The sequence below is a fragment of the Microvirga makkahensis genome, from assembly GCF_009830105.1.
GTDB classification, from domain to species: domain Bacteria; phylum Pseudomonadota; class Alphaproteobacteria; order Rhizobiales; family Beijerinckiaceae; genus Microvirga; species Microvirga makkahensis.
This window is the reverse complement of sequence record NZ_WURB01000048.1, coordinates 1-14,460: the sequence shown is the minus strand read 5'-3', so window position 1 is coordinate 14,460 and position 14,460 is coordinate 1. Positions and strand designations below refer to the sequence as shown.

Here is a 14,460-nt window from a genome sequence, read left to right as displayed (position 1 = left end):
AACGGCCGCCTTGATCCTCCGGACAATCCCGGTCGAGGTCCCATGCTCCTCGACCGGAATCTGCTGTCCGCTCATGGCACGTTCCGGACGGGGGCCGAACATCCGCTTCGAACAGGAAAACCGGACGTTCCTGTCAGTGACCGAATTCCACTGACCGACCCTTTGCAGAGATTCAGCATTTTCGAGCTTCTCGGCCTGTCCTCGTCACCAACGCTTACGACGCGTGGAGCAACGGTTCTGCGGTTGGTCAGCGCCTTTCTAGCAGGACGTAGAGGCCGGGCACTGGACGCCCTGCCTCAAGCCGGATGTTGCTCTCGATGATCTCCAGGATGACGAAGTCGGAGGTTGTTGCCTTGAGGTGGTTGAGCGAATGCGCAAACCGGCCGGAGGGCTGCAGGGTGACGCCATCTCCGCTGTCGAGCTCGACGCTCAGGGCAAAGAGGCCTCCCGGCACCAAGGCGCCCGCCGCGGCCCGCATGAGAGGTCCGAGGTCGCCGAAATAGATCAGCGAATCCGCCGCGAAGATGAGATCGAAACGGTTGTCCGTCCCCGCTAGATAGGCGACGGCTTCGGCCTTGACGAGTTCGGTGTATCCACCGCGCTTGTCCGCCTCTGCCAGCATGCCTGCAGAAAGATCGACCCCAGTTAATGCGGAGCCCAGCGGCTGCAGCTCCGCGGCGGCCAGTCCTGTGCCGCACCCTAAGTCGAGCATGTGCCGGAAGCTGGCCCGGTGCGCGGCCAAGCGCTGCGCCATCTGGCGCGGGGCGTTGTATTGGAGCGTATCGGTGAGCTTGCTATCAAACTGGGGCGCGAACTGATCGAAGTAGGTTTCAATGTAGTCTGTTGGAGCGGCATTCATGCTCTGCCCGAGAACGGCATCGAGCAGATAGCGCCGGACCGGATCGTGGGGCTTCTCGGCAAGCCGCATCCGGCCGATAGTGGCGGCTACTTCGAGATGACCGGTGGCGCTGAGAACCGAAAAGGCATCCCGTGTGATGATGTCGAGATCCTCGCGATCTTCGCCTGCGATGACGTTGTAATTTTGCAGGGCCTCATGAACCCGGCCCTCGATCATGGCCTGGAATGTCAGGGCCCGAGCCCGCTTCTGCCGGGTGAGTGGATCGAGCGGCAAGGCCAAGCGCACGGCCTCATCGAAGGCTCGTGCGCAGCCCGCGAAATCGTTCGCGATGAAGGATAGGTGGCCAAGGGCATAGTGGGCCACCCCGTTGACAGGATCGAGCGCAACGGAGACGCGCAAGGCGGCGAGCGCCTCTTCGTAGTGCTTTTTCCTGAACAGCAGCAGGCCGAGCCCGAGATGAGCCGCCGGGGCTTCCGGATTGAGAGCGATGGTGCGGCGGTAGGCGTCCTCGGCCATCTCCGTGTCGTCCAGCCGGTCTCCCACGCTGGCGAGGGTCTGCCAGGATTGGGCGTTGAGCGGATCGAGCTCCAGGGACTTGCGGATCGCCGTCAGGGCCAGCTCGTCCCGATCCGACGCACTGTATACGCTTGCCAGGTCGCGCCACAGGTCGGGATCTTCCGGAGCCAGCGAGAGCGCCGCCGCGAATGTCCGGGCAGCTGTATCGAAGCGTCCGTTCTCCCAATGAACGAGGCCGAGCTGTCGCAGGGCGGTAGCCGGATGCCCGTGCTGATCGACGATGCGGCCGAAATCCGGCAGGCTCGCCTGCAGGGTGGACACCAGCGCCATCGTCACGCCGACGTCAGGAAGTTGGATGATCGTCATGGAAAAGGGCCTGATTTATAGTTGCCTGGAGCGAGTTCGCTCGGTGCAGGATTACACGGGCAGGCTTTGGTGAGCCTTGCATATTGATGCGATGTGCAGTTGAGGCTGGAAACGAGCGGCACCTGGCCACCCTAAGGGCGGAGATCATCCCGCGCCTGTCCACGGCCGATCCCAAGGTCGGCTCGCGGCACGTTCCGGAAGTAGGTCAGATGTCTGGAGCTGCGAGGTCGGCGGACCTTCCTCAAGGCTCGTTTTGTGTCCCAGCTGTGGTCATCGTGGAATGGCGGACGAGCGCCCAACTTCTTCACGCGACGCTTCGGAGCAGTTTGGAGTACATTGTGTGCTCTTGCGCATCGGATGGCCGATGCCAAAGCTCTGAAGAGGATGAACCGGACAGAATTCCTTGCAAGTCTGAGCGGCAGAACGAGGGGCTACCCGCCTCGTCAGTGTGACAGGTTATAAGCGCTCTGTCCCGAGGGGGGGCGCGGGGATCGAATGCCTCAGGAACGGGAATGGCCAATCAGTCCCACTCGGCAAGTTGTAGATCGCCGCTGCCATGCGACCATTGGTTGAGCCGGGCCACAACAGGCACTCCTGCATCACGAACATTGCAGCCAGCGAAGTCTCATGCGCTCAGTGGGGAAGAACGCGACGGCCTTGAGGGCCCAGAGCGGCAACTTGTGAGCTTCTATCCGATTGATAAGTCAAGAGAAATCCGCAGAAGAGCCGGTGGCGCCATTTGGTCTAATGGAACAATCGACAAAAGTAGTGTTTTCCAACGAAGAGGCAGTTCCAAACGATGAAACATTAGGACTGAGCACGGTGGCAGCCAGCGGCATGGGGCAGATCAGTAAGCCCTCTCGAATCTCCGATAAATCTCCGGCGCCGGAAACAGGCGCATCTGAAGTCCGGCCTCCAAACAACTCGTTGGATGTATTGGAAAGTCTGCTGAATGGCCTACCTGACCCGCTGCTTGTCAAGGATCGCAATCACCGCTTTCTGCTGATGAACGATGCGATGTGCGCGCTTATGGGGCGCAGCCGTGCCGAGACGCTGGGCCGCTCCGATCCCGATATCGTTCCAGAGGAGCAAGCGCGGGCCTACTGGGCCGATGACGACGAGGTGTTCACAACCGGCCGGGAGAAGGAGATCGAGGAGCAGTTAACCGTAGCCGATGGCAGCGTGCGCCTTCTGAAAACCCGCAAGCGCGCTATCACCGTTCCGGGGCCGAATGGCCCGGAACCCTTTCTGATCGTGTCCATTCTCGATATCACCGAGAGCCGGCGCGCGGAGATGGTGCTGCGGGAGAGCGAGGAGCGATTCCGGAACTTGGCCAATGGCGCACCGGTCATGATCTGGATGAGCGATCCGAGCGGCGAAGGCACATTCGTCAACAAGCTATGGCTTGAGGTGACCGGGCAGACCTATGAAGAGGCGCTTGGATACGGGTGGCTGAAGGCCCTTCATCCTGACGATCGGGGGAGGGTGGAGCAGATTTTCATCAGCGCCAGCGCGCATCAAGAGCCTTATCAGGCTGAGTATCGTCTCCGACGGGCCGACGGGTCCTGGGCCTGGGTGATCGACATCGGGCAGCCGCGCTTCACTGCCGATGGGACCTTCCAGGGCTATGTCGGCTCCGCCCTGGACATCACGGAACGGCAGCAAGCCGAAGCTGCCCTGCGCGAGAGCGAGGAGCACTACCGTTACTCTGTCGATTTGAACCCCCAGATTCCCTGGATTGCGGACGCGCAGGGAAATATTCTCGATATCTCCCAACGCTGGTGCGATCTGATGGGGATGTCCCGTGATGAGACGCTCGGCCAGGGCTGGGCCAAGACGCTGCACCCTGATGACCTCGAACCGACAATGCGTCGGTGGGCGGATGCCCTGGCGAGCGGCGAGGCTTTCGATACCGAATACCGGCTACGGCTGGCCGATGGAAACTATCGGTGGTTCCGGGCCCGCGCCGCAGCCCGGCGCGATGATTCCGGTGCCATCGTGCGCTGGTACGGGTCGGCCGAAGACATCCATGACCATAAGCAGGCGGCCCTGGCCCTGCGCGCGCGTGAGCAGCAACTCCAGACCGTGTTCAGCCAGACGGTCGTCGGTATTCTGCACCATGATCGGAACAATCGCGTGCTCATGGTCAATCAGCGTTACTGCGAGATCCTCGGCCGATCCCCTGATGAACTCGACGGCATCTCACTCGCACAGTTTACCCATCCTGAGGATATCGAGTGGCAAGCGCCGCTGTTCCAAGAACACAATCAAACCGGTGAGCCGCTCCAGTTGGAGAAGCGGTATGTGCGCCCCGACGGCTCTGTCGTCTGGTGCAATGTCAATGTTTCCTATGTCCGTGATGAAACAGGAAGCATAGTTGGCACTATCACGGTTGCCGAGGACATCAGCGCCCGTAAACTGGCCGAAGAACACGCCCGAGAGGCCCACAACCTCCTGCAAGAAGTGATCGACAGCGTGGACGACTTGATCTTCGTCAAAGATCGGAGCGGACGCTACGCGATCGCGAACAGGAAGTTCGGCGGCACGAGGGTTCTCGGAAAGAACGATCACGATCTGTTCCCCGCCGACCTTGCGGAGAAGTACCACCGCGATGACCAGCGCGTACTAGCGAGCGGAAGCAAGCTGAGCGTTGAGGAGTATTTTGCAGACGAGCGCAATCGCCGATACGTCCACACGGTCAAGGTGCCGTGGCGCAAGAATGATGAGACCATTGGCGTTATTGGCATCTCACGAGACATCACCGCCAGAAAGGAAGCGGAAGAACGCCTGCGCTGGGCTGCACATCACGATGAGCTGACCGCCCTGCCCAACCGCAGGCTGTTTCAGGAGCAAATCCAGAAGGCTTTCGGCGAAGCATCCAGGACACAGCGCAGGGTCGGTCTGCTGGCGATGGATGTCGACCATTTCAAGCAGATCAACGACAAGTTCGGACATGACATGGGAGACGCTTTCCTGAAAGGCTTTGCGCAACGCCTGTGCGAGGTCGTGGGCACCCGCGGCATGGTTGCCAGGCTGGGCGGGGACGAATTCGCCGTTCTCCTGCCCGATGTTGGAAGCGAGAATGATGTCCCCTCTGTAGCCAACGCCATTCTGACTCATATGCGTGAGCCTCTTACGCTCAGTGGTAATGTCCTTGACTGCCGCACCAGTATTGGCGGCACGATCACAATTCCCGAGATCAACATAACGCCGGATGAGCTGCGCAAGCAGGCGGATCTTGCCCTGTACAACAGCAAGGCAGCCGGGCGGAGCGTGTTCACGATGTTCCGGGCGGCGATGCGCGAGGATTCGCAAAAGATCGCGTCGGCCCTGGAGGTAGCAGGGCAAGCGGTCGCCTTCGACTGGATCGTCCCGTTCTATCAACCCAAGGTCGATCTGGAATCGGGCGCGCTAGCCGGGTTCGAGGCTCTGCTGCGCTGGCACCACCCACGGACCGGAATTCAATCACCGGCGGCGATCGCCCCCGCCTTCGACGACACGGATCTCGGCATTGCCATCGGTGAGCGCATGCGCTCGTGCGTGCTCAAGCACATCCGCGACTGGCTGGATGCCGGCATCGAGACCGGACGGATTGCGATCAACGCCTCATCGGCCGAGTTCCGGCGTGACAACTATGCCGAGCAGGTGCTCAGGGAATTGAGCCGGACCGGTATTCCGACGAGCTGCCTCGAGGTCGAGGTGACTGAAGGCGTGTTCCTTGGCTACGGTTCGGAGTTTGTCGAGCGGGCTCTGCGCAAGCTCAACGCGGAGGGCGTCACCATCGCGCTCGACGATTTTGGTACAGGCTATGCATCCCTGTCGCATCTGAAGCAGTTTCCTGTGAATATCCTCAAGATCGACCGCTCCTTTGTGAGCGACATGGAGACGGACGCCAGCGATGCCGCTGTCGTCAAAGCCGTGCTGAGCCTGGGCCAGAATCTTGGCATCCGGGTCGTGGCCGAGGGGATCGAGATGGCCGAGCAGGCGGCTCTCCTGCGCAATGGACGGTGCGATATGGGCCAAGGATATTACTTTAGCCGGCCGATGCCCGGCAGCGATGTCCCACGCTTCATTTCCTCATGGGCCGGTCGCAAGGAATACTGAAGAACGCGACTTCCGGGTACAAGCTATGTTATAGATTGCAGAAATCTGCGTATATGATCTCATCATCTTGCGGGAATAGAGCATTTTAAATTTGCACATTGCCTTATTCCCTGCAGTTCCTTTTGCCGGTGCAATGACAGTTTGACCGTTCGTTGTTGCGCATTTCGTTGTGTCTTGGAGTTCAGCGCGCCCTGTAGTGATCGGCAGTTGCTTTACACATCGGTACTAACCCCGTTGTCAGCTGCTGACGCCGATGAGCAAGTAATCCTCATAAATCGAAAGTCTCCGTGAGACAGTCCCAGCTTGTTCCACGAGCCTGCGGGCTCCAGGCAGCAGGAGCGATCCGAAACCGGGGATGGGAACGGACGCACATCGGTGATGTCATGGCAACTTTTGGTAAGCGGCAAGTGGCATAAGAGCCGTGGCATGATCAATCCCACCGGATTTCGGCACCGCGCAATGTGGCTTTCCCGGCGCAGGCGCTGGAGCGCTGCGGGGACAATGCAGAGTATCCTCGTCCCGCCGAAGTACACAGGTCTGGTCTCGGGCCACGACTACAGGCCCGGGGGGCGCGGCCTTGGAGAGCTCGGTAGCCATCCAGAAACCCCACGACACTCATCTCAAGCAGGCCGGAACCGAGGAGCCGTTCGTCGCTCTTTGCAAAGCACGGGACAAGATGCTGCCAATCTACGGCCCGACAATCCGAGCCGATGCGGTCAGGAAGCTCGTAGACTCGGTGATCGCGTACCAGGAACATTCGCAGGGGATCATCAGCGGGATGCGGCGGCTCGCGGGGCAAAACCCGGTGGAGCTCCGCGACGCCGTCGAGGACGGCAATAGGCGCATCGCGCGCCTCCAGAAGGACGGACGCTGCCGGCCAATGTCCGAGATGTTGGCTCCGGCACCTGCGAACCTTCCCGACAGGTGGTCTCTGACCGTCGCTGAGGTGATGCTCGCGATGGACGTGCTGGGCACGCTCCGCCACCAGGAGAGCCTCGTTGGCCGTGCACGCGGCGAGGAGGAACATGACGCTCAGCTTCTGAAACGGCTGCGCGAGATCTCCCGTGGCCAACGCATTGAGGTACCCGACCGTATTCTCTTGGAAGGGGTGCAGGCCTGAAGGAACAGCGTATTGTCTATGTCCCACCCGGCCCGAGCTGTGCCCGCATCGTAGCGCGGGTCCGGGTCAGCCGCAGACGTTTCGGCCGCGCACCCCTGATGGCCGTGGTGCTCCTCGTTCTCGGCTGGGGCGCTTACCAATTCGGCGTAGCCGAAGCGGCCCGGCAGAGGGCGGTGCTTGTCACATTGGGCCGCGCTTACGACATCTCGGCTTTGGAAGGGGATGCTTCGTAAAGAAGCCCAGGTGATGATCGAATCCTGGAGGGATCACGGCAACTGCGTCCATCCCCATTCATCGCTCGGCTACCGGCCGTCCGCACCGATGACGCTGGAGGCGATCGCAGGCCAAAACCAACATCCGCGAGCATGCAGCAGGTTCTCAAGGCGCCTGGTCCAAAATCCCGGCCGGGTCCCCTTCCTTAGGGCGCGCCGATCACTGTGGCTCAGAATGAGGCAGATCAAACATGCAGTCGCCGAACCCATTCATCAAGCCATACTTGATCGAAATCGGGTCTCTCTACGGCGCCTTTTGCAGCCCCTGATCGCCGGGACGCTTCACGTACATCGCTCGGGCTTACGCCAAACCGGCGCTTGAACGCCTTAGCGAAATGCGCACCATCGGCAAAACCATAGGTGTTGGCGATATCTGCAAGGCGGCTCGGTTGGGCATCCGAAGCAAGCAGGCGGTAAATGGCCTGGAGTCGACGGTTCTGAATATAGTGCGATACACCACCGACGGGCTCGAACAAACGGTACAGGCGGGATCGAGAGACTCCGAGCGCTCGTGTGATAGCGGCCGGCGAGAGAGCGGGCGAAGTCAAACGTTCTTCAATGTAGCGCCTGATACGTCCCTGAAGCACCGTATCGATATGCGGACGTGCCTGCTCACGCAGATCCGGGGACGAGGCAAGGCACGCAGCGATTATCTCGCGCGTTGCTCGAGCCAAGTGTGGTGCGTCGGCCGTGGTCACCCTCGGCAAATTCCTCAGAAGCGATTCCATGTAGTCGCCAAGCAGGCTGCCGGCGCTGCCGGAAAGCACCACGCCATCGAAACTGAAGCCGGTAGGCAGCATCGAGGTGAGGGCATCACGGGGGATGACAATGTTGATTACATCAGAGGTGCTGGCTTGCGTTGTCAGAGGACGAGCCAAATCCAGGATCGACACTTGGCCCGGGAGCAGCGAGATGCTCCCAGCACCGACGTCGCCACCATATCCACCCGAGCGGTAGAGTTGCACGAGATAATGATCCACGCCGCTCCTGCGGATTGTGCTTGGGGATCTCACATAGCGCTGGGCATCGGCGCGCATAGCGCCGACAAGCACCTCGCCAAGGTGGAAGCCCTCCACTGAGCTGTGGAAGGTCTCAATATCGGCGCCAGCCACGAGTTCCGGCTCAAAGAAGACCGAAAGCGTTTCCCGCCAGCACTCAAAGCGGTCCTCCGGCGAAAACGCAGCGGTCGAGAATCGAGAGTGCGGGAGAGGGGATTTGGCAGCCATCTAGTGTTCTCATCCGAAGTGCCAGGCAGGTTGTGGAGCGAAGATGGGACGCTCAGACAAACCTGATAGGAATTTTGGGATAGAAAGCCAAGTGCCGCTGCACGATTTCAGAGTAAAAGCGCTGCTGCATGAATGTTCTCAGCAGGCGCCGGCGATGGGTCTTGGATGGGGTCGTTCATGCAGTCTGAAAGGTCCGGATGAAAATTCATTGCCGGATTGGAGTAAGGCCTCAGAAGACCAGAGAAGATCGAGACAAGAATAATGCAGCGTCCGTCGGAGAATACCAGGCTTTTGTTGAATTCCCGGGCAAGTTCAGTGTCCCGGACTCAAACGTGTGCCTATCGCACGATGCTCAGGCTCGCTCTCCTGGCCTCGACCGCCCTGGTCGGCGTGACCGCAGCCCACACTCAGGAAGCAGGTGACTATCCGGAGCTGTACGTCGATTACCACACCCCGATCACCTTGGATGGTGGCACCCACCTCTATAGCATCGTAGGCGTCGGCCGATGGTACGGCGGCTACCCCGCCGACCTGACGCTCACCGGCGGTGCCGTCCTCGAGAACTATGGGGTCGCGACCGTAGGATACCTTGATTATGGACGCGCATTCGTCGGAGACGGCGGGCTGCCCGCTAGCTGGCGCATCTTCGATGCTCTCGTGATCGGAGGAGAAGCGCCCGGCGAGCTGTCGATCAGATCGCTTGGATCCGTACACGCGTCGAATATCTTCCTTGGCAATAGCGATCAATCCGGAGCTTCCGGTCAGGTCGCCGTTAGGGGAAGGCTCACCGCCGACGACACGCTGTGGGTTGGGGAACGGAATAGCGGCGAGCTGGTCATCGTAGAGGGAGGCGAGGTCACGAGTGGAGCCGGCCGGCTAGGCAACGGCTCTTCAGGCCGCGGAACCGTCACAATTTCCGATGCTGGGTCAAAGTGGCTGATTACGGGCGGCGACCTGAGGATCGGCGGGCTAGGCAGTGGTTCAGTCGTCCTGAGAAGGGATGGGGCCCTCAGCCTGCTCGACAGTGTCGCAGGGCATGTCCGGATTGGTGACAACAACAATGCGCTCATCATCGGATCGAAGGCCGGTGATGCTCCTGATGCCCCCGGCACGATCGAAGCCGTTTCTGTCTCTAACAGCGGCCACCTCGTCTTCAATCACACTGCGACGGACTACGTGTTCAGCACCCCCGTCTTTGGGTACGGCGACATCGATCACTACGCTGGGCGGACGGTCCTCAAAGGTGCGAATATCAACGAAAACGACTGGTTCGGCGGCCGGTTCAATCTGTTTGGCGGAACGCTGCGCATCGATAACGACTTGGTCGCCGGATGGGGCAGGTTTCAGGTCGCCGGAGGCAGCTTGGAATATGCTGACGGTATTGCACTGAATAACCCGCTCGAATTGAGTGGTGGGGGGGGAGCGCTGATCGTCCCTGCCGGAGTAGCCACGCAAGGGGGCGATCTTTCGGGCGCCGGTGGGCTCATTAAGGAAGGTGCTGGCACGCTCGTCCTGTCCGACGCCAGTTCCTACAGCGGCGGCACCAGGATCAATGCGGGCACCCTTGAGGTCCGCTCGAACACGGCTCTCGGCACAGGCGGCCTCGTTGTCAACAGTGGGGCGACTCTTCTCGCAGGCTCCAGCAATCTTGCACTGTCCAACAGCATTGCATTGAATGGTTCCGGATCGGCAACGATCGATACAGGTGCGAATGCGCTGACCCTATCCGGGACGCTCTCGGGATCGGGCGCGCTGAGGAAGGTCGGCTCCGGCACGCTCCGACTCACAGGCATCAACACGGCTGCGGACTCGATCACTATCGAGCGTGGCACCCTCGCCGTTTCCAGTCCCGTCAACCTGGGGGCGGAGAGCTCCCAGCTCACCCTCGCGGGTGGCCAGCTCAGGACCGAGGGAACGTCGTTCGGAACGCTCCGCAAGAGCGTGAGCGTTTCGGGGGCCGGTGGCATCGAGGTGGTCGAAGCGCTGGCAACCGTCACGCTCTCGAGCACACTCACGGGATCGGGCACGTTCACGAAGAGGGGCCAAGGCACGCTGACGCTGGACCAGAACGCCAGCCTTGACGGCGACATCAACATCAACAGTGGCAAGCTGGCCTTCAAGGGAACCGGAGGGAACCTCAGTCTTTCGACGCTAAATGTCCAGGCCGGTGCCATGGCTGAGTTCGACGCGTCCGGCGGCGGTGTCGCACTCGAGGGGCTCGCCGGGGGCGCAGGAAGCCGGGTCGACCTTGCCAATCAGACGCGTCTTTCAGTGAGCGGCGGGAACAGCACCACGTTCTCCGGCGCGATCACCGGCGACGGCGGGCTGACCAAGGCAGGAGCCGGCACGCTGACGCTTAATGGCGTCAACACCTACACGGGGAACACCCAAATCCAGCAGGGCACGCTGCGCCTTGAGGGAAGTGGCAGCCTTGCGGGATCCGGCGGGGTCAACCTGTCGGAGGCGGGTACCCTGGAACTGGCGACGGGCGGCACGATCAGCCTGAGCAGTCTCAGCGGAATGCGCGGGACCGTTCGCCTGGCGAGCACCAATCTCGAGATCGGTTCGGGGAACGGAAGCTACGACTATCTCGGCGGCATCGATGGCACCGGGAACGTAACCAAGGTTGGTACGGGAACCTGGGGATTGAATGGCCCGATCTCCATCACGGGCCGTCTCACCGTCGCGGGGGGAACCGTCGCTCTCGGTCCCGATACCGGACTCGGTTCGACGGCGGTCATTCTGGATGGTTCGGGTGAGCGAACAACCCTCAGGACCGCCGCCCGTGACCAGACCATCTCGCTCGTGTCGGCCGACGCGAACAGCGCCATCGACCTTGGATCGACGACATTGAGCGTGTCGTCGCCCGCGGACACGACCTTCGCGGGTGCGCTGGTTGGGTCCGGCACCCTGCGCTACGCGGGTGATCACAGCTTTGTTCTGACAGGCGACAGTTCGTTCGCCGGAACCGTCGAGGCCGCTTCCGGCACCGTTTCCATCAACGGCAATCTGGGCGATCAGGCGCGTCTCGCGGTCGGATCTAACGTGACCATCGGCTTGTCCGGACGGATCGGCGGCACCGCTATGGTCGGCGCCGACGGACGTCTTACGAACGACGGCAACATCGCAGGAGAGGTCTCGATTGGTACCCGAGGCGCCTTCGCGAACAACGGCAGCGTCGGCGGCAACGTGACGGCGGAAACCGCGGCATTCCTGACCAATCACGGCAGCATCGGAGGCAACGTGATCGTCGGCGCCGACGGTCGCATTACCAACGAAAGCAGCATTGCGGGTCCAGTCTCCGTTGGTGCCAGAGCTACGTTTTCGAACAACGGCATGGTGGGAGGATCCGTGTCGGTCGGATCCGAGGCAGCCCTTGTCAACGACGGCAGCGTCGTCGGCACGGTGACGCTGGATGCCCGAAGCACGTTCGCCAACAATGGGACCGTCGTGGGCGGCGCATCCTTAGGATCGCAGGCGACACTAACCAACAACGGCCGCATCGACGGTTCCGTGACGGTTGGAAGCGAAGGACGCTTGAAGGGTTCGGGGCAAGTCGGCGGCACGGTGACAGTCTCCGATGGCGGCACCCTTGTGGGTGCCTCGGGAGCGCCGTCCCTGACTATGGGGGAGCTCACGCTCGCCAGCGGCGCGAACCTCGACATCCGATTCGGCGCGCCCATCGACGCCCCTGTCTTCTCCGTCCTCGGCAACCTGAACCTAGACGGCACCCTGCGCATCTCTGGCAGTTCGGACTTGGGCTTCGGCACCTACGGTCTGATCGGCTACGGAGGTACACTGGCCGATGCCGGCCTCGCCTTCGCCGATATTCCTCTGGGCTTCAAGGCCGAGAACCTGTCGATCGTCAGCAAGGACGGCATCGTCAGTCTCGTAGTCGCCAAAGCCGCCGGCGATCAATCCTGGTCCGGCGACGGCGTCTGGGGACCGGACACCGTCTGGGAGGACGGTGCCGTCTGGAACGACGGCACGGCCATTTTTGCCGGAACTTCCGGTACTGTTAGAGTCGAGGGGCAGCAATCCTTCGAGACCCTGCGCTTCGAGACAAACGGGTACATCCTGCGGCCGAAGAACGGCGGATCGCTGACCGCGAATGGCACTCAAGGGGTAGTCCAGGTCAACAGCGGCATGACCGCCACGGTCGAGACCGTGATCTCGGGAACGAACGGGCTTGCCAAGACCGGCGGCGGCATCCTTGTCCTGTCGGGTGACAACACCTACGAGGGCGGGACGCTGCTGGCGGGCGGCACGGTCGAGGTGTCCGGCGACTCCAACCTAGGCGCCTCCACGGGCGGGCTGACCATCGACGGCGGGACATTGCGGACGACGTCAGCATTCTCGTCGTCACGCTCGATCGCCCTCGGGAGCAGCAACGGCATCATCGATGTGGCAGGCCCCACGGCAACTCTTTCGGGCACCATTGCGGGTGCGGGTGGCCTCGCGAAGACAGGCAGCGGCACGCTCGTTCTGTCCGGCGACAACACCTACGAGGGCGGCACCCTCGTCGCTGGCGGCATGCTTGAAGCCCATGGCGACCGCGCCCTCGGCCAAGGCAACGTTGAAGTTGCAGGAGCGACCTCGCACCTTCGCTTCGGCGACGGGGTCAGCGCGGGCAGCCGCACGATCGGCAACAACGGCGGCCAGATCACCTTCCAGTCCCATGCGTCGGCTGGTACCGCCAGGTTCCTCAACAATGCTGGCCATATCGCCTTCCAAAACGGCTCAGGCGCCGACGGGGCCGAGTTCAACAACAACAACGGGGGCACGATCAGCTTTGGGAAGGCCTCCGCCCAGGATGCCACGTTCGTCAACGAAGGCACAGATAACGTGGCAATTTCCTCGATCGAGTTCACGGGCGATGCCACCGCCGCCCGCGCTCGTTTTCTGAATCGGCGATACGGCCTGCTCGCCTTCTCAGACGGGAGTTCGGCCGGCGTTTCTGCCATCACCAACGAGGCCGGTGGCACGGTCCACTTCTCGGGCTCCTCGGACGCAAGCACTGCCACTATCGTCAACAACGATGGGGCGACCCTCGACCTGAGTGGACGCAACGGGGGAACCATGGCCATCCATGCCCTCAGCGGAGCGGGGAACGTCGATCTCGGGTCCACGACCCTGGTCCTCGGAGGAGACGCTCAGGACCGCACGCTCGCGGGGAGCTTCCGGGATGGTGGCCTGGCCGGAGGAACAGGCGGGGCACTCATCAAGGCCGGAGAAGGAACCCTGAATCTTACCGGTGCAAGCACCTATACCGGCGGCACGCTCGTGCGGGAGGGGCGCCTCAAGGCCAACGGCTCGCTCGTCTCCGAGGTAACCGTCGCCACCGGTGCAACGCTTGGTGGATCGGGCACGATCGGAGGGCTTGTTGCTCAGTCAGATTCGATCATAGCGCCCGGCAATTCGATCGGCACCTTGAAGGTCGCGGGGAATGTCGGCTTCGGCCCCGGCTCGATCTACGAGGTCGAAGTCGATCCGGCCGGCAACGCGGACCGCATCTCGGCGGCCGGGAAGGCCACGCTCTCCGGCGGCACCGTGCGGGTGCTGGCGGAGAACGGCATCTACCGTCCGGCCACCTCCTACCGGATCCTGACAGCGGAGAACGGCGTGGAGGGCCGCTTCACGGCCGTCACCTCGAACTTCGCGTTCCTGACGCCCTCCCTGACCTACGATCCCGCCGTGGTCGTGCTCACCCTCGCCCGCAAGACGGCCGATGACGACGGGGGCGACGAGACCGGCACGCCCGACATCCCTGGCACGCCCGATACCCCTGGCACGCCCGATACCCCTGGCACGCCCGACAAGCCCGAGCCGCTGCCCTTCTCCCACGTCGCCGTCACGATGAACCAGGCCAGCACGGCCGATGCCGTTGAAGCCCTTGGCAACGGCCACCGCGTGTTCGACGCCGTGATCGGCCAGAGCGTCGACGGGGCGCGCCAGGCCTTCGACGCGCTCTCCGGCGAGGTTCACGCCAGCGCCGCC

At 62.1% G+C, this 14,460-nt stretch carries 4 protein-coding genes and 2 pseudogenes; 4 read left to right on the top strand and 2 right to left on the bottom strand.

Going from position 1 to position 14,460, the window contains the following annotated elements:
- Nucleotides 1-247: 247 nt before the first annotated feature.
- Nucleotides 248-1,741 carry a tetratricopeptide repeat protein gene (locus GR328_RS25775; protein WP_160888515.1) on the bottom strand — a complete coding sequence of 498 codons (1,494 nt, stop codon included), beginning with the start codon at nt 1,739-1,741 and terminating at the stop codon, nt 248-250.
- 747 nt (nt 1,742-2,488) lie between these two features.
- Here GR328_RS25775 and GR328_RS25770 point away from each other — a divergent pair.
- The 3 genes and pseudogenes from GR328_RS25770 to GR328_RS25760 all read left to right on the top strand — a co-directional run.
- Nucleotides 2,489-5,845 carry a PAS domain S-box protein gene (locus GR328_RS25770; RefSeq protein ID WP_160888514.1) on the top strand — a complete coding sequence of 1,119 codons (3,357 nt, stop codon included), beginning with the start codon at nt 2,489-2,491 and terminating at the stop codon, nt 5,843-5,845.
- 676 nt (nt 5,846-6,521) lie between these two features.
- Nucleotides 6,522-7,198, top strand: a pseudogene (locus GR328_RS28700) (DUF6384 family protein).
- Nucleotide 7,199: 1 nt separating this feature from the next.
- Nucleotides 7,200-7,286 (top strand): annotated as a pseudogene (locus tag GR328_RS25760) (integrase core domain-containing protein); the annotation flags it as partial.
- Between the two features lie 136 nt (nt 7,287-7,422).
- On the opposite strand, the gene GR328_RS25755 reads toward GR328_RS25760, so the two are convergent.
- Nucleotides 7,423-8,463 carry a helix-turn-helix domain-containing protein gene (locus GR328_RS25755; RefSeq protein ID WP_160888512.1) on the bottom strand — a complete coding sequence of 347 codons (1,041 nt, stop codon included), beginning with the start codon at nt 8,461-8,463 and terminating at the stop codon, nt 7,423-7,425.
- A gap of 315 nt (nt 8,464-8,778) precedes the next feature.
- Here GR328_RS25755 and GR328_RS25750 point away from each other — a divergent pair.
- Nucleotides 8,779-14,460: autotransporter-associated beta strand repeat-containing protein (locus GR328_RS25750; RefSeq protein ID WP_160888511.1), on the top strand; the 5,682-nt coding region annotated here is incomplete at its 3' end.